General features: G+C 27.9%; 17 protein-coding genes and 1 pseudogene. 10 read left to right on the forward strand and 8 right to left on the reverse strand.

Annotated features, from left to right (window positions below; all coding sequences use genetic code 11):
- Positions 1 to 795 (forward strand): hypothetical protein (locus KQ44_RS13590; protein WP_096737901.1); only part of this gene is annotated, 795 nt, incomplete at its 5' end.
- 2 nt (positions 796 to 797) lie between these two features.
- Here the strand turns inward: KQ44_RS13590 and KQ44_RS13595 are convergent.
- Both KQ44_RS13595 and KQ44_RS13600 read right to left on the reverse strand, forming a co-directional pair.
- Positions 798 to 1547 (reverse strand): SDR family oxidoreductase, encoded by a 750-nt coding sequence (locus KQ44_RS13595; RefSeq protein ID WP_096737902.1) that lies wholly within the window; start codon positions 1545 to 1547, stop codon positions 798 to 800.
- A 325-nt stretch (positions 1548 to 1872) separates the two neighbouring features.
- Positions 1873 to 2997: a hypothetical protein gene (locus KQ44_RS13600; RefSeq protein ID WP_096737903.1), complete on the reverse strand. Its 1125-nt coding sequence runs from the start codon at positions 2995 to 2997 to the stop codon at positions 1873 to 1875.
- Positions 2998 to 3184: 187 nt separating this feature from the next.
- Here KQ44_RS13600 and KQ44_RS13605 point away from each other — a divergent pair, with 187 nt between their 5' ends.
- Positions 3185 to 4243: a DNA adenine methylase gene (locus tag KQ44_RS13605; protein WP_096737904.1), complete on the forward strand. Its 1059-nt coding sequence runs from the start codon at positions 3185 to 3187 to the stop codon at positions 4241 to 4243.
- A gap of 2 nt (positions 4244 to 4245) precedes the next feature.
- Here KQ44_RS13605 and KQ44_RS13610 read toward each other — a convergent pair whose 3' ends face one another.
- Entirely contained in the window at positions 4246 to 5298 is a 1053-nt protein-coding gene (locus tag KQ44_RS13610) for a DegT/DnrJ/EryC1/StrS family aminotransferase (RefSeq protein WP_096737905.1), read from the reverse strand.
- A 612-nt stretch (positions 5299 to 5910) separates the two neighbouring features.
- Positions 5911 to 7734 carry a glutamine--fructose-6-phosphate transaminase (isomerizing) gene (glmS, locus tag KQ44_RS13615; RefSeq protein WP_096737906.1) on the reverse strand — a complete coding sequence of 608 codons (1824 nt, stop codon included), beginning with the start codon at positions 7732 to 7734 and terminating at the stop codon, positions 5911 to 5913.
- A gap of 235 nt (positions 7735 to 7969) precedes the next feature.
- Between glmS and KQ44_RS13620 the strand changes: the two genes are divergently transcribed.
- Both KQ44_RS13620 and KQ44_RS13625 read left to right on the forward strand, forming a co-directional pair.
- On the forward strand, positions 7970 to 10090 hold the full coding sequence (locus KQ44_RS13620) for an alpha-amylase/4-alpha-glucanotransferase domain-containing protein (protein WP_096737907.1): 2121 nt from the start codon (positions 7970 to 7972) through the stop codon (positions 10088 to 10090).
- A gap of 26 nt (positions 10091 to 10116) precedes the next feature.
- Positions 10117 to 10782, forward strand: a complete 666-nt coding sequence (locus tag KQ44_RS13625) for a dethiobiotin synthase (RefSeq protein WP_096737908.1) — start codon at positions 10117 to 10119, stop codon at positions 10780 to 10782.
- A 62-nt stretch (positions 10783 to 10844) separates the two neighbouring features.
- Here the strand turns inward: KQ44_RS13625 and KQ44_RS13630 are convergent, their stop codons facing one another.
- Positions 10845 to 12176 (reverse strand): glucose-6-phosphate isomerase, encoded by a 1332-nt coding sequence (locus tag KQ44_RS13630; RefSeq protein WP_096737909.1) that lies wholly within the window; start codon positions 12174 to 12176, stop codon positions 10845 to 10847.
- A gap of 113 nt (positions 12177 to 12289) precedes the next feature.
- Here KQ44_RS13630 and dcd point away from each other — a divergent pair, with 113 nt between their 5' ends.
- The 5 genes from dcd to KQ44_RS13655 all read left to right on the forward strand — a co-directional run bounded on the left by dcd (position 12290) and on the right by KQ44_RS13655 (position 16250).
- Complete coding sequence (gene dcd, locus KQ44_RS13635) at positions 12290 to 12808, forward strand: dCTP deaminase (RefSeq protein ID WP_096737910.1); 519 nt, start codon at positions 12290 to 12292, stop codon at positions 12806 to 12808.
- A gap of 188 nt (positions 12809 to 12996) precedes the next feature.
- Positions 12997 to 13959, forward strand: a complete 963-nt coding sequence (locus KQ44_RS13640; RefSeq protein WP_096737911.1) for an ATP-binding cassette domain-containing protein — start codon at positions 12997 to 12999, stop codon at positions 13957 to 13959.
- A gap of 1 nt (position 13960) precedes the next feature.
- Positions 13961 to 14617 carry an ABC transporter permease subunit gene (locus tag KQ44_RS13645; RefSeq protein WP_096737912.1) on the forward strand — a complete coding sequence of 219 codons (657 nt, stop codon included), beginning with the start codon at positions 13961 to 13963 and terminating at the stop codon, positions 14615 to 14617.
- 11 nt (positions 14618 to 14628) lie between these two features.
- Entirely contained in the window at positions 14629 to 15432 is an 804-nt protein-coding gene (locus tag KQ44_RS13650) for a DUF169 domain-containing protein (protein ID WP_096737913.1), read from the forward strand.
- Positions 15433 to 15452: 20 nt separating this feature from the next.
- Positions 15453 to 16250, forward strand: coding sequence for a MetQ/NlpA family ABC transporter substrate-binding protein (locus KQ44_RS13655; protein WP_096737914.1), 798 nt, complete (start codon positions 15453 to 15455; stop codon positions 16248 to 16250).
- A gap of 686 nt (positions 16251 to 16936) precedes the next feature.
- Here the strand turns inward: KQ44_RS13655 and KQ44_RS13660 are convergent.
- The gene (locus KQ44_RS13660) at positions 16937 to 18553 is read right to left on the reverse strand and encodes a CTP synthase (RefSeq protein WP_096737915.1); all 1617 of its coding nucleotides are present in this window, start codon (positions 18551 to 18553) and stop codon (positions 16937 to 16939) included.
- Between the two features lie 152 nt (positions 18554 to 18705).
- Positions 18706 to 20313: a peptide ABC transporter substrate-binding protein gene (locus KQ44_RS13665; protein WP_168171295.1), complete on the reverse strand. Its 1608-nt coding sequence runs from the start codon at positions 20311 to 20313 to the stop codon at positions 18706 to 18708.
- A 139-nt stretch (positions 20314 to 20452) separates the two neighbouring features.
- Here KQ44_RS13665 and KQ44_RS13670 point away from each other — a divergent pair, with 139 nt between their 5' ends.
- The gene (locus KQ44_RS13670) at positions 20453 to 20911 is read left to right on the forward strand and encodes a hypothetical protein (protein WP_096737917.1); all 459 of its coding nucleotides are present in this window, start codon (positions 20453 to 20455) and stop codon (positions 20909 to 20911) included.
- Between the two features lie 107 nt (positions 20912 to 21018).
- Here the strand turns inward: KQ44_RS13670 and KQ44_RS13675 are convergent.
- Positions 21019 to 22190 (reverse strand): annotated as a pseudogene (locus KQ44_RS13675) (iron-sulfur protein); the annotation flags it as partial.

The raw sequence follows: 22190 nt of genomic DNA on the forward strand, positions 1-22190 counted from the left end.
TATAATTCATTTGATGCTTTAAACACTGATAAAATTGCAGATTTTTTTACTGTATTTGGTGATATATTTTTATGGTTTGTAATAATTAATGCAGCGAGCAACACAGTTTTATTTATATTATTTAATGTTCTCCTTATAGTAGGTTTTTCTGTTGTATCATTATTTGCATCTTCTTCAGATATTGGATTTACAATAGCTAAATTAGTGATATGCTCATTTGTATTTTTATATGGTTTTGTTCCATTTATAGCGTATTTAATATATGTAAAAACTAAGTCTGTTATATCCATATATGTTTCAAGGGCATTTTTAGTTATTGATTTATTTGCTTTATTTATAATGATGTTTTTTATGTTTCCTTATGAATTAAGACCATATAATAATAGAGTAATTTATATAATATATAATCTTCTTTTGGCATTCACTGTAATAAATTTAATGTTTACAAGAATGGATAAAAAAACAAATATATTTACAAAGGCAATGTATGTAATACTTCCAATATTTGCATTAGTTTTTGATATATTAAGTATGACAGCTTCTATATATAGGATAGTTAATTACGGACTTACTCCAAATAAATTAACTTTAATAATTTTGAATATAATATTTTTCATACATTTAATATTTATTTCTATAAATACAATTAAATCTTTTATAAACTCATTTCAAAACAGAGAAGATAATAATACATTAAACATTATTATAAGCAGTAAACCTATTATATTTGTTTATGTTTATTTTGTATTTTCTTTATTTGTATGTTTTGTAATACCTATTATTTATATTAATTAATTTTACATATTTAATTTCCAGCCTTCATCATTATGATATATCATAAGTTTTGTCATACCGCCGTCTACTGTAATATTTTCTGCATTTATAAAATCATTATTACAAATAAACCAAGCGGTACTTGCAATATCATAAGTATTTCCTACTTTTGCACTTGGATGCTGAAGTATATCTTCTCTACTGAACATTGCATTTTCATCTGTATTTATCCAGCCAGGGCTAATTGAGTTTACACGCACTTTATGGGATAAGCTTACTGCCATAGCATGAGTTAAAGCTATAATTGCACCTTTTGCTGCACTGTAGCTTTCGCTGTCTTTCTGCGACATAAAAGCTCTTGTTGAAGCGATATTTATAATGCAGGATTTTTCATTAAAATAATCAATAAAGTTTTTTGTAATCTCATAAGGGGCAGCTGCTCCTATTTTTAGTATTTCTAAAAAATCATCATAACTGCAATTACTTAAAAGTCCTTTATTGGAATAGCAGGCATTATTTATTAAATAATCTATATTTCTGAACTTTTCTATTACTTTGTCAGTGAATGATTTTATAGATTTTTCATTGTCTATATTATCATTTATAAATAGGCATTCTCTTCCTAATGATTTTATTTGTATGCATAGTTTATTTCCGTTTTCATTATCTTTATCAATGAAAGCTATATCGCATCCTTTTTCCGCAAATAGCAATGCGATTTCTTTTCCTATGCCGTTTGAAGCACCTGTTATAACGCAGACTTTATTTTTCATTTTTATTTCCTTTTTTATTTTAAATATATCTAAATAAATATAATTTGTCAAAAAATAAATTTTTTAAATTTAAAATATTTGAGGGGCTTTGCCCACCACGCTGTGCGCTATGCAACATCCCAGTTCTTTTATGACGCCTGTCCGCCTGTGGCGAAAGAACTGCATTTTTAGTCTAAATTTGGATTATACCATACATTTAATACATATATCTAAAATATAAAGTTCTAATACTTGTACTTTTTGAGACAGGAAAAATAACAAGATAAAAATTGACAAACTAAAAAATTTTTAGTATATACTAAAAACAATTCTTCAAACTCAAAAATCAAGTTTGCTGGTGAAACATTGCTGTAATAGAGCAGTTGGTACATATCTCTATAAATAAAGTTCCTTCTGAGCAATTATCAATACTATCCCAATGAATCTGCATTAAATATCTCATCTTTTGGCCGCAGCTTGGACATCTTATATATTCCCAATCCTGAACCCAATTGGCAAATCCGCCTATTGTATTAATACTTTCACTAAACGCCCCAAAAAATAAAGGAACATCATGTTTTGAAAGTATATAATTATTGTTTTGCATATTAATAAGCTCTTCTTCTTTTATATAGTTTTCTTCAGCAGGATAATAATTTTCAGACTCTTTATCGAAAGGAAGTATTTCGCTTACTCCTTTTAAATCATACTTTGAATAAGTAGTATTATAAGTTACACAGTTAGGACAGCATGAAGCCTTTATTATGCCATCAACAGCTATAAATTTAAGTCTTTCATCTCTGCCATCAATAATAGCAATATCAATATTTCTGCATCCGCATTCAGGACAATTATCATCTCTTAATGAAGCTATAATAACAGGGCTTTTATCTTTTTCCTCTTTGCTTTTAGCCTTTTCTAAATAATAGCATTTATCAAAATTAAGTATCTGTCTTTTTTTATCTTTATCAAAAGTCCAGCCAGCACACTCTGCATATATAGAAGGATCAACATAAAGTTTTTTTCTCCACTCTTTTGGGTGTATCTCCAAATTGTATAAGCATTCAAGAGCTTTATCATCTCCCTGCATAGCTAAACATGACAATAAAGAAGCCCCTTGACTAGGATCTTCAGTTTCATTTATTCTTTTTATGAGTTCATCTCTTATATTTTTATCCGCTTTATAATAAAATACTTCAGGATAATAAATTTTCTTTTCTAATGCTTTTTTTGCTATATCTTTTAAGTCAATATCTCTATATGCAATTAAATCATAAATATAAATGCCGTTTATTAACTCTTCATCAGCATTATTTTCTTTTAGATTTTTTACATATTGATTTATTATTTCTTTTATCTCATCATCAGTTAATGCGAGTATTTTATCTCTTATTTCTTCTTCTTTGCATCTAAAACATAATCCTTCATAACCTATGTCTATACCGCATTTATGACATCTATGTTCAAGCATATTCTGCTCCTTATTTAGTTTATGAAACAAGTATAATTTATACAGTATTTTTTATTATAGTTGAATTATAAAATTTATAATAATATTGTCAAGTGTTTATTATTGTAAAATTATCCATATTATTATATAAATAGTATTCTAAAATTATTTTGTACTTAATTATTGTATATTTATTTCAGGAATATTTGTGAATTATATAGGAAGTAAATTATCATTATTAGATTTTTTATATAAATCTATTAATTCTATAATAGATAAAAACTGCACTACATTTTGTGATTTGTTTGCAGGTACTGGTATTGTGGGAAGATATTTTAAATCTAAAAACTTTTCTATTATATCTAATGATATTCAGTATTATAGTTATGTTATGAATAAGCATTATATAGAAAATAATAAATATTTATATTTTAAAAATCTTAATGATGAGATAGAAGATTTAAAAGGAAGCAAAGTTAAAGAAAGACATTTAATCGTATGCGAATATTTAAATAATATACCTTATAAAGAGGGTTTTATTTATAATAATTATTCTTTAGGAGGCACTAAAAATAATGAGTATCAAAGAATATATTTCTCAGATGAAAATGCTTCAAAATGCGACGCTATTAGAATGAAAATAGAAGAGTGGTTTAAAAATAATAAGATTAATGAAAATGAGTATTATTTTCTTCTTACAAGTCTTCTTGAAAATATAGATAAATGTGCCAATACAGCATCTGTATACGGAGCATTTTTAAAAAATATAAAAAATACTGCTTTAAAAACTTTTAATTATTATCCGTCCGATTTTGTATTGAGTGATAAAAAGCATAAAGTATATAATAATGATGCTAATGAATTAATTGAAACTATTGATACAGATATTTTATATATTGACCCGCCTTATAATAGAAGACAGTATTCTGATAACTACCATATGCTTGAAACAATAGCAAAATATGATAATCCAGAGATAAAAGGCAAAACAGGTCTTAGAAATGACAGAATAAAATCTTTATACTGCAGTAAAAATGATGTTTATAATATATTTAGTGATTTAATAAATAAGGCAAAATCCAAATATATATTTGTAAGCTATAATAACGAGGGCTTATTATCATTAGAGGATATAAAAACCATAATGTCAAATAAGGGAGAATATGGTTTATTTGTCAAAGAATATAACAGATTTAAGGCTGACAGTAAAAGAAATAATTCAGCGTCATCAACTTTTGAATATCTGCATTACTGTATTGTAAAATAATATTATCTTATCTGTTTTATTAATTTGCATATAAGCTCTGCCTCACTTTTTTGTAGAGTAGGGTATATTGGCAGTGATATGCTTTTTAAATATGCATTTTCAGTATTAGGATAATTTTCATTAGGTAAATTAAGATACTGATGCAAAGGCTTAAATATAGGTCTTGCTGCCTCTACATTATGACGCTCAAACATTTTTATAACATCGTATATATTCATACTTCCATTTAACATGCATACATATCTGTAATATGAAGGGCTTTCACTATCATGAGTAGATAATTTCATCAAATTACTTTCAAGTATTGCATTATCATAAAATGAAGCAATATCTGCCCTTACTTCAACCATTCTTTCAAGATGTTTAAGTTCCTCTATACCAATAGAAGCTTGAAGGTCTGTTGCACAATAATTGAATCTTTTAATAAAATTATCTTTTTTATCATAATGTATTATATCTCTTATAGCGTCCATTCCTTTTTTCTTTGTAAGTATCATACCTCCAGCACCACCTGAAGTAATCATTCTAGTAGCAGAAAGTGAGAAGTATGCAAAATCCCCAAAACTTCCAAGTAAAGTATCTCTGTATTTTCCTCCAAGACTATGAGAAGCGTCTTCTATAATAGGAACTTTTATATCAGTAAGCTCATCAATCAAAGCACAGTTGCCAAACATATGAGAAACTATAATGGCTTTTGTTTTTTCATTAATGGCTTCTATTACATTATCCATAGATATTTGAAAGCTATCTTCATCTATATCTATAAGTACGGGTGTTGCTTTTAGATTTGTAACCACTTGAAGAGGAGAGGCATTGAGAAAAGAAGACATTATAACTTCATCGCCTTCTCCTATATTAAGATGTCTTAATATGAGTTCTAATGCAGATGTTCCGCTGTTGACAAATATAGCAGTAAAACCTTTGCCGAAATAATTGGCAAAGGTTCTTTCAAATTCATATATTATATCTCCTGTTGCAAGATTATCGCTAATCATTACTCTTAAAGCGGATTCTAAGTCTTTTTTTCTTATAGTAGGTCTTGAATGTCTAATCAATTTAATTGCCTCACAATTATAAATTTATAAATGATGATATCATAAAATATATTATTTTCAATATTTATAGTTTCTTATTTAATATCTCTTTTAATTATAGTTTAGGATTCACACAGTTGTGCCACACCCGATTTCTTTTGCTGCTGTAGGAAGTGCCTGCTTCTCACCACAGGCACCTCCCGTCGGCTATATTTCAAGCTAAATTTAATAATTTATTCTACATGTAAAACATAATTAGTACTATTTAGTATTATTTTTATATTTGCACTTTTGCCAAAAGTTGAATAAATATTTGACAAACTCAAAAATGTTCAGTATATACCTAAACAACTTATCAACTGATGCACTTTATATAGAATTATTAATTTTTTTGACGCATATGCTACAGGCGGCTTCATCAAATTCAGTCTTTCACCACAGCGTACTTTGTATGGTTATTTGTGCCATGCTACCTAGGATATGGACAGTTCACTATATGTGCATAGGCGGCAAAAGAACTTTGGAGCTGCGAATCACGCATAGCGGTAGGCAAAGCCTTGCAAATATTTAAAATTAAAAAATTAATTTTTGACAAATTATAGTTGTTTAGGTATATACTAAAACACACAAAAACTATTCAACAGTTACACTCTTAGCCAAATTTCTAGGCTTGTCTACATCACATCCCCTTATAACAGCAGTGTGATAAGCTAATAATTGTAATGCTACTATAGACACTATAGGCATAAACATATCCTCTACTTTAGGAAGATATACTATTTTTCTGTAGGCATCTTTATCTATATCAATACCTTCTTTTGCAAATAAAAGCACATTAGCTCCCCTAGATATTACCTCTTTTGTATTGCTTATCATTTTACTTAATATTTTCTCCTGTATAGCTAATGCTACAACTGGGGTATTATCAGTTATAAGAGATATAGCACCATGTTTAAGCTCACCTCCTGCATATGCCTCGCAGTGAATATAGCTAATCTCTTTCATTTTCAAAGCTCCTTCCATAACCTGATAATAGTCCAAATCCCGCCCTATAAAAAATATACTGCTTGCTTCTTTATAGTCAATACATAAATCTTTTATAGTATCGCTCATATTAAGCACATCTTTTATAGAGTCTATAGTATTAAGCAAATTTCTTATAAGAAGTTTTATATAATCATTATCTTTTATTTTTCTATCTAATATTATCTTAAAAGTTATCAAGTACATTATAGCCATCTGTACAGAATAAGCCTTTGTTGAAGCTACAGATATTTCAGGTCCTGCATAAGTATATATCACATAATCAGCATTCCTAGCAATAGAAGATCCATTAACATTTACTATAGCTAAAGTTTTGTATCCTTTCTCTTTAACTAAATTCAAAGCCGCTAAAGTATCAGCAGTTTCTCCGGACTGTGATATAAATATTGATAAAGTTTTTTCTGTGAGTATAGGATTTTTATATCTGAACTCAGACGCTATTTCGCATTCTACGGGTATTCTGCAATTATCTTCTATAAGCCTTTTTCCTATCATAGCAGCATGCATAGAAGTACCGCAGCCCACTATATAAACTCTGTCAAAAAACTTCCAAAAATCCTTATCAGTGATACCATCTCTTTCAAAATCTGGAACACCCTGAACTATTCTAGGCTCTATAGTATCAAGAAGTGCTTTAGGCTGCTCATTAATTTCTTTAAGCATAAAATGATCATATCCGCATTTTTCTGCCTGCTCTACAGTCCAATTAGCTTCAAGTATTTTATAGTCAGTTTCTTTCAAGTTTTCATCGTATATAGTTATTTTATTTTTTTCCAAAACAGCGATATTATTTTCTTCTATTAATGTATATTTATTAGTGTATTTCAATATTGCTGGTATATCAGAAGCTAAAAAGTTTTCATTGTCTCCCAATGCTGCTATTAAAGGTGCTGACTTTCTTACAGCATATACTTTATTAATATCATCTTTAAATATTATAGCAAAAGCATAAGAGCCTTCTATTATGTTAACTGCTTTTTTTATAGCTTTTAAAGGATCTCCTTCATATAATGAATCTATTAAATTTGCAGCAGCTTCAGTATCGGTTTCAGAAAGAAATTTATATCCTTTGGCTATTAAATCTTTTTTTATATCTTTATAATTTTCTATAATACCGTTATGAACAAGAGAAAGTCTTTCTGTAAAATGAGGGTGTGCATTAATATCAGAAGGAGCACCATGCGTTGCCCATCTAGTATGTCCTATTCCTATATTTGATGATATATTCTCTTTAACAATATGTCTCAAATTCTCTAGTCTTCCTTCCGCCTTAAAAGTGATAATATCATTTTTTGAATCAACTATAGATATACCAGCAGAATCATATCCCCTATACTCCAAAGATGAAAGTCCTTCCATTAATATATCAATAGCGTTATCATTATGTCCTATATATCCAACTATTCCGCACATAAAAAATTCCCTAAATAATAAATTTTATCAAAAACATTATTTTTTAAAAATAGCCTATTTTTGATAATCGTATATTTTAAAGCATAAAAAAATAAAGTCAATACTGTTTAGAGTAATACTATAAATATAGCAGTGCCTTTACAAAAAGCATTATTTAGTATAGAATTATGTTAATTAAAATTTCTATTATTACGAAATTATAAGTAATAAATTTTTAATCAGGCAGGGCATAATAATGAAAACTATTAATTTAATACTAGGCAATCATAATCATCAGCCAGTAGGTAATTTTGACTTTGTATTTGAAAGTACATATCAAAAAGCATATAAACCTTTTTTAGATATACTCACAAAATATAAAGATATAAAATTTAATTTTCACTATACAGGCTGTCTATTAGAATGGATAGAAAAACATCACCCAGAACATATAGAAGCATTAAAAAAATTGGCAGATGATAATAGAATAGAACTTCAAAGTGGCGGTTTTTATGAGCCTATAATGCCTTCAATACCTGATAAAGATAAAGACATACAGATAAAAAGATTAAATGAATATATAGAAGATAAATTTAATTTAACACCTAAAGGAGCTTGGCTTGCTGAAAGAGTATGGGAGCCTACATTAGTTAAAAATTTAGCAAAAAACGGCATTAAATACATAATGCTTGATGATTCTCAGTTTTTGACTACAGGAATAGATACAAAAAATATGTTCGGCTATTTTATTACTGATAATGAAAGTTATAAACTTAATATATTTCCTATATCACAAGAACTTCGCTACCTTATACCTTTTAGAGACGTAGAAAAATCTATTGAGTATTTAAAATCAATAGCAACAGAAGATGGAAACAGAGTTGTAGTTTTGCACGATGATGGAGAAAAATACGGGGATTGGCCTGGTACTCAAAAATGGGTATATGAAGATAAATGGCTTGAAAAATTCTTTGAGGCCCTCACAAAAGAAAAAGATACTATCATAACAACAACATACAGCGAATATATGGAGCGTCATGCACCTGTTTCAAAAATATATATACCTACAGGTTCTTATGAAGAGATGCTTACTTGGGTACTTCCTGCTGAAACTCAGTATGAATTCCATAAAAAACAAGAAGAGCTTAAAAAAGATGAGAATAATGAAATAATAACTAGATTTATGAGAGGTGGATTTTGGAGAAATTATTTTTATAAATATTCTGAAAGCAACAGAATGAATAAGAGAATGATATTTACTTCCAATCTTATAGGCGAAATTACAGAATCCAACTATAAAGAAAAAGAAATCGCTTTAAACTATCTATTAAAAGGACAATGCAACTGCCCTTATTGGCATGGTACATTCGGAGGACTTTATTTAAATAATTTAAGACATGAAACATATGCAAATCTAATAAAAGCAACAACAATATCATTAGAAAAAGTATATGGAAGAAAACATTTCCTAAGTCATAATATGGATTTTGATATGGACGGAAGAGATGAAATTATGATATCATCAGAAAGTGCCGATTTCATTTTGCATTCTTTAAGCGGCTCTATAATAGAATGGGATATAAAAAAGGAAAATCCTATCAATTTAATAGACTGTTTAAAAAGAAGAAAAGAGGCTTATCACATAGCTGCCATGAAGAATGCTGATACTAATAATAATGGCAATGAACATGTATCTATACATGAAATAGCAAAAAAAGTTGATGAAAAAATAGCTAAATATTTGGTATTTGATAAAAATGAAAAAGTTTTCGGAGTAGATCACTTCTTAAATAAAATGCCTACTGCAGAAGAATTCCAATTATTAAAATATGAAGAGAATGCTTCATTTTATGAAGAGTATTATAATATACTAGAAAATCTTATTAATAAAGACTATGCTACTGTTTCTTTTGAAAAAACTTCAAAAGTTAATGGTAAAGATATTCATTTGATAAAAAGATACGTAATAAATAATGACGGTACTTTCTCTCTTGATGTTATTATGGAAAATAAATCTAATGAAGATACAGAGTTTATATATGCATTAGAAAATAATATAACTCTTCTTGCAGGACAGGAAAAAGACAGATATTATATAGGCGGGGAAAAAAGAATATCAAATAATCTTTCTGATATTGGTGAGTATATAGGTAGCTCTTTTGCTATGGCTGATGAAGGATACATAAAAATAAATGTGATGATAGAAAGTAATGAAGAAACCGCATTCTTATATATGCCTAACTACACCATATCTGATGCTGTTGATAAACTTGAAATGAATTATCAAAACTCTACAATAGTTTGCTGTAAAAAAATATCATTAAAATCGGGAGAGAAAATTAAATATAAAATTAAAGCTTCTGTTAAAGATATTTAAAATATATTTAATTTTAAGGGTGTTTGATGAAAATATTTTGCATTATATCTGATAAAAGTCATGTAGGAAAAACTTATCTTTCCTCTCATATAGTATCATCATTAAAAATGTTTGATAAGAAAGTATGCTATTACAAACCTTTTGTTATGGAGATAAGAGATAATAAATTATTTGACTGCGAATATATAAAAAATACTACTAATTTAAAAGCTTCAGAAATATTTGTTTCTTATGCTACAAACGGAAATATATCTCCCATGCATAGCATTAATACAAAAATTGATGAAAGAGATATTACAGATTTGATAGATGAAAATAAAAATATTTATGATTATATGGTATTTGAATCACTATCTCTCTACTGCCCTATAAAAGAAAATTATAACTTTATGGACTTGATACTTGATATAGAAAAAGAAAATGAAGTACATATAATACCTGTTATAGAGTATGATTCTAATGTTATACATACATCTTTAGAACAAGTGGAATTATTCCACACAAGAGGATTCAAAGTTCCTTTTATAGTCATCAATATAAAAAAAGATGTATTCGTTTCAGAGAGTGTTATAGAATATATAAGAAGGCAGATAAATCCTATAAAAGTGCATACAACAGAATTTGATAATATTCCAGAAAATAAAAAAATAGAAATAGTAAAATATCCTGATATTATCAAAGAGTTATTTTAACAAATAAAAAAGAGGCTTTGGTATATTAGAGCCTCTTTTCTTTTTTATAAAACTAAATATTATTATTTTTCTAATCTTGCTCTTAGAGTTTTACCCATCTCTTCATATCCTTTTTTACCAAGCATAGCAAACATATTTTTCTTATACTCTTCTACACCTGGCTGGTCAAATGGATTAACACCGAGCATATAACCTGATATACCGCATGCTTTTTCAAAGAAATACAAAAGCTCTCCAATAGTGAAAGGAGTAATTTTATCAATATCTACTATTATATTTGGTACGCCTCCGTCAACATGGGCTAATACTGTAGCTTCCAATGCTGATTTATTTATTTCATGCAAAGATTTTCCATCCAAATAATTAAGTCCGTCCAAATCTGATGCTTCTTTTTGTATTTTCAAATCAATATCTTCTTTATCAACTCTTATAACAGTTTCAAATAATCCTCTTTTACCATCTTGTATAAACTGACCCAAAGAATGTAAATCAGTAGAAAAATCAACAGAAGCAGGAAATATTCCCTTTTTATCTTTACCTTCACTTTCTCCGTATAATTGTTTCCACCATTCTGATATATAGTGCATTCTAGGTATATAATTAACCATTATTTCTGTGCTGTATCCTTTAGTATAAAGTGCATTTCTAAGCATAGCATATAACATAGAAGGATTTTTCTTATAATCCATTTCTTTAGTTAATTTAGCCATAGCATTAAAGCCTTTAACAAACTCTTCTATATTTATGCCAGCAACTGCAATAGGTATAAGCCCTACAGGAGTAAGTACAGAATATCTTCCTCCTACATCATCAGGTATAACAAAAGTTCTGTATTTATTTTCATTAGATAATGTTTTTAAAGCTCCTTTTGCCTTATCTGTAGTAGCTATTATTCTTTTAGCTGCTCCTTCTTTTCCGTATTTTTTTTCAGCATATTCTTTAAGCATTCTAAAAGCTATAGCAGGTTCAGTTGTAGTACCGCTTTTTGATATTACATTAATATAAAAATCTTTACCTTCCAAATAATCAAGCAAATGTTTAAAATATTCACCGTTCATATTATGACCAGCATATACTACCTGAGTATTTCCTTTTTTAGCCTGAGCAAAAGGATTTAAAAATGATTCAATTACAGCTTTACCTCCCAAATAAGAACCGCCTATACCAACTGATACCAATACTTCAGCATTCTCTCTTATTTCTTTAGCTAAGTTATCGATTTCACTAACCATTTTCAAAGCTTCTGAAGGTAAGTTAACCCAGCCTAAAAAATCATTACCAGCACCTTTTTTATTTTCTAAAAGTTCATTAGCATATTTTGCAAAGTCAGACAAATATTCCAATTCATGTTCTCTTAAAAAAGATAACACATTTTTATAATTTATAGATATCATTAATAACTCCCTCGTTTTATTTTAGTTTGTAAATTATACTATAATAATACCGAAAAATAAAGAAAATAATTTATAATTTCTAAAATAAAATACTGTATATAGGATAAAGATAAATGATTTTGTCTGGGCTTCAAATAGAAAAAAATATAGGTAAAGATATAATAATAGAACCATTCAATAGAAAACAATTAAATTCAAACAGCTATAATGTAAGACTTCATAATAAACTTTTAGTATATAAAGACAAAGTTCTTGATATGAAAAAAGCAAATGAGGCAGAAGAAATAATAATACCAGAAAGCGGATATGAATTAAAACCTAGTGAATTATATCTTGGACGTACTCTCGAATATACAAATACAAAAAACTATGTACCTATGATAGAAGGGCGTTCATCTATAGGAAGGCTTGGAATATTTATTCATATTACAGCAGGATTTGGAGATGTAGGTTTTGCAGGATATTGGACTTTGGAAATATTTTGTATAAAGCCTATTATAATATACCCAAACGTAGAGATAGCTCAGCTTTATTATCACACTATAGACGGAGAATATGAAGAATATACCAGCAGTAAATATCAAAATAACACTGATGTTCAGCCAAGTATGCTCTATAAAGATTTTAAATAGTATATCATAGTAAAATCAATTGATTTTTTATTTTACTATGATATAATAGAGTATATGTTTTTTAATATTTTTTTCTTCTTTTTCAAAGATTATTATTTTCCTCAGAATAATTAATTCATTAAACCGTGTGTTTATTTAAATAAATCCAATAAAATCTTATAATTAATTCAATAAATAAAACTAGTATTATGATCAAAATAGCAGCATTAAAAAAACAATATAACAATATAGAAATACTAAAAGGAATAGATCTTGATATAGATAAAGGAAAAATTTTCGGTATAATAGGAAGAAGCGGTGCAGGAAAATCTACTCTACTAAGATGTATAAACGGATTAGAAAAATATGATTCTGGATATTTAGAAGTAAATGGAATTGATATAAAAAAACTTAATGAAAAAGAATTGAGAATGTTTAGAAGAGATGTGGGAATGATATTTCAGCATTTTTCATTAATCACAAGAGCAAGTGTATATGACAATATAGCATTTCCTATGCAATGCTGGCACTTTAATAAAAAAGAAATAGATGAGCGTGTTAGATATTTGCTAGATGTTGTAGGAATGTATGAAAAAATAAATAATCTTGCAAGAGATTTATCTGGAGGACAAAAACAAAGAGTTGCCATTGCAAGAGCATTGTCTATGAATCCTAAAATATTATTATCTGATGAAGCCACTTCAGCATTGGATCCTAAAAATTCCGAAGCAATTATGGACCTTTTAAATAATATAAACAAATCTATGGGTATTACAATAGTATTGGTTACACATCAGATGAATGTAGTAAAATCTATATGTGATGATATGGCTATAATAGAAGATGGTGTTGTAAAAGACAAAGGTATTGTTGAAGAAATATTTATTAATCAGCCTGCATCTCTTATCAATATACTAGGAGATAATAAAATTTTACTTCCTAATTCTGGAAAAAATATTGAGATTATGTATAAAAAAGATGATTCAAATAATATTATAGAAAAATTAATAAGAAAATTTAATGTAAATATAATAGACTTTATTATGGAAGATTATAAGAACTGCATAATAGGAAAAGTTACAATAAATATTATCAATAGTAATGATTTAAAAAAAGTTGAAGAATATTTAAAATCTATCAATATAGAAAATTATAAAGTGTTAGGAGAATAAATTGGATAAATATATAAATTATTTCGTAAAACTAATACTGCCTTCTACAATAGTTACAATTAGAATAGTGTTTTTTACTATATTAATAGGCTTTATATTAGGATTTATAATAGCGGTTTTATTAACAATGTATGGACCCAACGGACTTAATTATAAAAAGAAATTCTATAATGTATTAAGTTTTATAGTTAATACTATAAGATCATTTCCAATATTAATACTAATAGTTGCCATATCTCCTTTTACCCGTCTTATAATAGGAACAACTATAGGAGAAAAGGCTGTAATACTTCCATTATCAATTACATCTACAGCATTTATAGCAAGATTACTTGAAAGTAGTTTTATTAAAGTTGATAAGCAGTTAATAGAGGCGGCAAAATCATTTGGAGCTACAAATATTCAAATAATGTTTGGGGTAATTATCAGAGAATCAATACCTTCTATAGTATCAGTTATTACTATGGCGGCAGTTAATTATATTGCAGCAACTACTATAGCAGGTGCAGTAGGAGGGGGCGGACTCGGTGCTGTAGCATTGACTTACGGATATCAAAGTTTTAATAATACAATACTATATTTTTCTGTATTTATTATGTTTTTATTTGTAAATATAGCTCAATATATAGGCGATTTTATATATAAAAAATTAATTTAAAGGATATATTTATGAATTTAGAAGAAATGGATAAAATACTTAACAGCATATTAGAATTAGAAAGATGTCCAGTAGGAATAAAATTTATATTTACAGAAGATGAATATAATAAACTAGATGCTGAAGAAACAAAAAATAAAACATCTTATTGCAGATTTGTAAGCCGTGCAAGCGAAGGAAGAAAATTAAAAATACATAAAGGACATAATGCATGTTCAGGAGGTGCTGTTGCTCTTGGATTTCAAAGTGTACTTCCTGAAACTGTATCTGGAGTAAGGAGAGTAAAGGTTGGAACATACAGAGATTTAGGTGTAAGCAGAAAGATATCAAGAAATATGGTTTATTGTGAGCATAAAATTTTTGGAGCAGCAATTATGCCCTTAAAAAATTATAAAGAAGAACCTGATGTTGTTATATTCGTATGCAAACCATATCAGGCTATGCGTTTAGCTCATGGATATGCCTATCATTATGGACATGCTAATGATATAAAATTATCTGGTATGCAGGCACTTTGTGAGGAATGTACTTCTTATCCTTATGAAAATGGATGCTTTAATATGTCTATGATGTGTTCTGGTACAAGAATGATGGCTGGTTGGAAAGATGATGAAATGGGAGTTGGAATGCCTTATAGAATATTTTTGAATGTATTTGACGGATTAATTAAAACTATAAATCCTCTTGAAAGAAATAAACATAAAAAAATCATTAAAGAAAAACTTGAAAAAAATAATTTATCCGATTTATTGGAAATAAAAATGAATCAAAACTACGATGATAATGGATATATAGGCGGAATCGCCGAAAGATAATAATAAAAAAAGGAGAAAAAATGAAAGGAAAAATAATATCAATTTTGTCAATGATACTCATTTTATTAATGGTATCTTGCTCTAACAAAGCATCATCTTCATCAAATGATACTATAGTAATAGGATGTATGGCTTTAAATGCTGAAGCAGTGGAAGAAATTAAAAGACTAATGGAAAAAGAAGGCTATAAAATGGAAGTTAAAGTATTTGATGGAAATAATTTGCCTGCTTTGGCTTTAAGTGCTAATGAGATTGATGGTCTAATACTAAATCATAAACCTTGGATAGATACTTTTAACAAGGCTAATAACTCACATTTAGTTTTAGTTGATGGATTTAAATATGCATCTCTAAATGCTCTATATTCATCAAAACATAAAACATTGGAAGAAATACCTGATGGGGCTACAATTACTATATCTAATGATCCAAGCAATATGGATAGAGGACTTAGATTCCTTGAAAAATTAGGTCTTTTGAAATTGGGAGAAAAAACAGGAGAATTTTATACTATGCTTGATATAAAAGAAAATCCAAAAAATATAAAATTCTTAGAAGTAGAAACTACATCAACAGCTGGTTCTTATGCAGATGCTGATGCTACTATAACATTTTCAAGCGTTATGAAAAATGCAGGTTTTGATGCTCATTCATATATAGTAGAGGACGGAGAATACAATAATTTTCCTACAGGATTAGTTGTAAATGAAGGAAATGAGAATTCTAAATGGGCTCAGGATATCATTAAAGTTACTCAAACAGAAGAATATAAAAACAAATTTAATGAAATATTTCAAGGTGCTTATATAATATATTAATTATTATAATAAAAATCTAATACTAGTTTTATATTAACTAATATTAGTTATAAAAAGAAATATTTATTATTAATTAAAAAAATTAAAGCCATAGTATTATTATCATTAATTTACTATGGTTTTTTATTTTGCAATATCAATATATCATTTTGGTACTACGGTTGTTTTTTGATTTAAAAACTTTCACTATACATAAGTTTATTTTTTATATCAGTATATAAACTTCCCGCACTGCCAACTACTATAAGTTTTGTATTAAAGTTGACAATATTTGGCATCGCTAATGAATACTTATAAAGTTTTTTCTTCCAAAACTATAAGAGCACTTACAATAGTATCAAAATCTTTTATATTATCTTTTGTTTAAAGAAAATAAATCTTTTTCTATAATATTTACTTTTGCATTATCTAATTTAGATTCATTTCTTATTATTGATGTAACATCATATCATTTTTTTAAGACTTCATTCATTATTAATCTGCCCGCTTTTCATTAATACATATTATTGCAATTCTCATCTTTATGCTCATTAATTTTATTATCTTTAATTAAAGATTATTATAATAGCTATTATTACAACTATAATAATATAATTTAATTGTAATATTAATGATTAAAACTGATTTTACGCATAAAAAATGACATGCTGATTTTTAAGCATGCCAATTTATAAAGATATTAATTTTTACTTTCTAAACTTTTTAGCAGCATCTATAAATCCCACAAACAAAGGATGCGGATTGGTAATTCTCGATTTTAGTTCTGGGTGGAACTGAACACCTATCATATAAGGATGATCTTTCACTTCTGCTATCTCGGCTAAATTTCCATTTTTTAATTTTCCTGTAATAATAAACCCTGCTTTCTCCATTTTGTCAGTATAGGAATTATTAAACTCATATCTATGTCTGTGTCTTTCGCTTATAGTAGTTTTACCATATAACTTATGGGCCAAACTTCCTTCTTTTATATCACACTCAAAAGCTCCAAGACGCATTGTACCGCCTTTTAAAATATTTCTTTTCTGCTCTTCCATAAGTGTAATAATAGGATTTTTTACATTTTCATTAACTTCTATAGTATTGGCATCTTCAAGTTTTAATACATTTCTTGCAAACTCTACACTCATAAGCTGCATACCCAAACATATTCCAAAATAAGGTATTTTATTTTCTCTAGCATATTTAATAGCTTCTATTTTACCTTCAAGTCCTCTCTCACCAAAGCCTCCCGGTATAATAAGTCCATGAACACCATCAAAATATTTCGATATATCTTCTATATCCTCCAAATCTTCAGCAGATATCCAATCTATATCAACATTAACATCATTATATATTCCACCATGATTTAAAGCCTCTGTTAAAGAAATATAAGCATCTTTCATAGAAACATATTTTCCCACTATAGCAATCTTTACTTTATCGTTCTGTATAGCTATATTTTTCTGCTTACATACCAAATCAGTCCAATTAGTTAAATCTATTTTAGCAGTTTCTAATTTGAAATGCCTGCATACCACATCAGAAAGCCCCTGAGCTTCAAGCATTAAAGGCACCCCGTATATATTAGGCTCATCAAAGTTTTCAAACACATTATCTTTAGGTACATTACAGAATAATGCTATCTTTTTTTTATGCGATTCCTGCAAATGCTGACTAGTTCTGCAAACTATAATATCTGGTATAATACCGCTTTGCATAAGCTCTTTAACACTATGCTGAGTAGGCTTTGTTTTTATTTCTTCTGAAGATTTTATAAAAGGTATTAAAGTTACATGTATATAAAGTACATTATCCTGACCTAACTGTGTTTTTACCTGTCTTATAGCTTCTATATAAGGAAGAGACTCTATATCCCCAATAGTTCCGCCTATTTCTGTAATTACTATATCTGTTTTTTTAGTATCATTTTCTCTGTATATTCTTCTTTTTATTTCATTAGTAATATGAGGTATAACCTGAACAGTCTCTCCTAGGTATTTACCTTCTCTTTCCATATTTATAACATGCTGATATATTTTACCAGTAGTAACATTACTGTATTTATTTAAATTTTCGTCTATAAATCTCTCATAATGCCCAATATCCAAATCAGTTTCCGCACCGTCATCAGTAACAAAAACCTCACCATGCTGAAAAGGACTCATAGTACCGGGATCAACATTTATATACGGGTCAAATTTCTGTATGGTTACGCTTAATCCTCTAGCTTTTAAAAGTCTTCCTAGTGAAGCTGCTGTTATACCCTTGCCTAAACCAGATACAACACCACCTGTTACAAATATGTATTTAGTGTTCATATAATCCTCTGCTTTTTATTTTTTATTAAATATAATAAAATCGCTATAACATTATCATAAATTATTATTAAATCAAGTAAATTTTATTAAATAACTGCAGTTGTAATTTTTTACTCCTGCAGTTATTTTTATAAATTTTTATAAAATAAAAATTATTTTTCTATATAAGCATAGAAAAACTTATGCATAGCTAAGCTGTCAAAAACAATATCCTTTAATTTAGGGCTTATCAATGTAGGAGTAGCATAAAAATATAAAGGTATTATAACATCATTATCCATAAATATTTTTTCAGCCTTATGCATAGCATCCATTCTGACAGTTTGATCTATTGTATTCATGGCAGTTTGAAGAAGACTGTCATATTCCTTATTTGTAAATAATGCATGGTTTTGGGGACTGTAGCTTAAAAACATTCCTAAAAATGTCATAGGATCATTATAATCTGCTGTCCAGCCACTTCTTCCTATTTGATAATTTTTATCTGTATATAAAGTCTGCAAAAATACGGCCCATTCCTGCTGACTTATGGTACTGTCAACACCTAAATGCTCTTTCCACATTTGCTGTACTGCTTCAAAGGTCGGAATCTCTCTGTTAGAATCTACTAAAAACTGAAGTACTGGAAAACCTTCTCCATTAGCATATCCTGCCTCTGCCATTAATCTTTTAGCCTCTTCTATATTTTTTTGATAATCTTCAGCTTTCACACTTATATAATCACCGCCTACCTCTCTAAAATCGCCATTAACATCAGGGGCCCCATAAGGTACAAAAGCTCCTGCAGGAGTACCAGCTTTAACTATATTGTCAACTATATAGTTTCTGTCTATAGCAAGTGATAATGCCTTTCTCACCCTGTCATCTTTTAAAGCTTCATTTGTAAGATTAACTGCATAATAGTATGTTCCCAAACGGTTTACTAATTTCAAGAGTCCTTCAGCTCTTAAAGTATCAATATCCTGAGCAGGCACTCTGTCAGAAAAATGCAAAGAACCTTCTTTAATACCTGCAACAGAAGCTGTGGCATTATCCATAAGTACAAAAGTAATTTTTTCAGGAACTAAAGAAGAATAATTCCAATAATTAGTATTTTTTGTCATTACTATATTATTATCAATGTTTCGTTCTATCATTACATAAGGACCGTTTCCTATATAGGTTTCAGGCTTCATAGTCCAAGTTTCACCGTATTGTTCTATTATATCTTTTTTTACTGGATAGAATGTAGGAAAAGCAGTTAATTCCAAGAAATAAGCAGTAGGTTTTTCTAATGTTACTTCTAAAGTATAATCATCAATAGCTTTTATTCCTAAAGTATTCAATTCCATTTTTCCTGAATTAATAGCCATAGCATTTTTTACAGGTTCAAATTGATAACTGTATTCGCTTGCTGTTTTAGGGTCAACTGCCCTTTGCCAAGAATATACAAAGTCATTTGCAGTTAACGGACTACCGTCAGACCATTTCCCATTTGTTCTTAAATGAAATATATATGTAAGTCCGTCCTCGCTTATATCCCAGCTCTCCGCTGCACCTGCAGTTATTAAACCATTTTTATCTTTAGAAGCAAGCCCTTCAAAAGCATGAACTATATAAACTGAAGCATCTGCTGCTATATTTAAAATTGGGTCTATTGTTTTTGGCTCAGGCCCCACATTTATAAATAAGCCTTCATTGTCATTATTATTATTGGAAGAAGAACAGGAAATAAATACAAATCCAATTAATAATAAAGATAAGCAAAAAATCTTTTTCATGAAATTAATCCTTTTATTTAATTATTTTACAATATATAAAATACTATACTATAGAATATAAAAAATCAATTAATTAATTATCATTTTTTACTTCAATGATAGTTTATTTAAAAACTAAAATATATTATTATATATAATTATGAATAATAAATACAAAATAATAAAATATAAAATCACTCTTTTTTTTATAGGATTAATATTTATATTTTCAGCATTGATGATTATTTTTCTTAATATAAGATTCAGTCATAATAACAGCAGTATAATAAAAATTGATGCCAATATAGAAAGCATAAATCACTATGAATACGGTACTATTAAAAAAAGGAAATTCGCCAATGTAGTTTACAGTTTTGTATATGAAGGAGAAAATATTATACTTACCAATTCATATTTAGAAGGAGAAAATAATAATTTATCGGTTAATTCAAAAACAGAAATATTTTATGATACCGAATCTGGAACTATTATAAATGAACCTAATAAATACACATTAATTTTAGCATTTATATTTATAGTTTTAGCAATAGTCATAATTACATTTGCTTTTAAATTGAAACAAAACAATATATATGTATCACCAAAACTAGATAAATAATTTTTTATTTATTGTTGTTATTATCGAAAAAAAAACCTAATATAGAATAATTTAAAATATAAGTATATATCTAAACAAATTATAAGTTTATCAATTTTCTGTAGTTATTAACTTTTCTTGTATAATTTGGCATTATCTATCACTTTTTTATAAGGCACTAAAATATACTCATTCATTTTATTTTTCATTTTCTTTTGCATTGAAGGAATTGATATTAAAGCACCTACTAATTTCATTTGAAGCATTTTCATTTTTTGTTTTTGAGGGAAATCATAAATATGATGTTTTTTATAGTATTTATGATCTTCTTTCATAAGTCCCTGCATTATGTATATCAAGTCTCTAAATATCTTCATTCCTCCTACACCATAAAAGTTTTTAGGACGAGTACATTTATTATCCATAGCATATTTCATTATAAATGATAATTTTGAAAGTTCATTGTAAGGATCATCATTATAATCATATGCAATATGAGTGAGAAAATTACCCCCCACTTCAGAACGTGATTCTATAAGTGTTTGCAAATTATATTCTCTTTCATAATCTCCGCTTATTATATATCCTATAGGCATGCCTTCTGTAACAGTTCTATGCCCATTACAGAATTGTCTGTCATCGTAAATTTTAAAACTTGAATGTGTATAATGATTTTCTATTGTAAAGGCATATATAATTGAATCAGCTTTTTGTATTTCATTTCTTAAAAAATCATCAAATCCGTCTTTATAAACACATTTTCCAGTAATAGCACATCCAAAACAGCCGAGACAGCCTCCATGAAAATTATATTCTCTTATATTAATTTCTCTTGTTTTATAATTAAATACTGATTTAAAGTCTTCTATCATATTTCTTAAACTCTCGTCATTTTTGGCACAGTTAGTGAGTATTAAAACATCTTTTGAAGTATCTTTTTCATTTGAATCGTTAGTGTATTTTCTTTTATATATAATATTTTCTTTTGTATATGTTTGGGTTGATGTATTTATATAATTTAGATTATTATTTATACAAAAAGTTAGATAATTAAAAAAGTTTACTGCATCTTCCTGACCTTCTTTTTTTATAAGGTCTTCCATATCAGCAGAAAGCCCTCTTATATATTTTAATCCTAAGTCTAAACAATTCTCTTCTATAAACTTATGTGCTGTAATATCATAAAAATGCTTTGAAGTAGAAAACTGCGTTGCAAATTTATTTTTACATTAATATTATTTCTTTAATAATTCTATAAATCTATGCAGCTGATAGGGTACTAAAAGTATATACGGGGTAA

This window comes from Brachyspira sp. G79 (assembly GCF_002379365.1).
Lineage (GTDB): Bacteria > Spirochaetota > Brachyspiria > Brachyspirales > Brachyspiraceae > Brachyspira.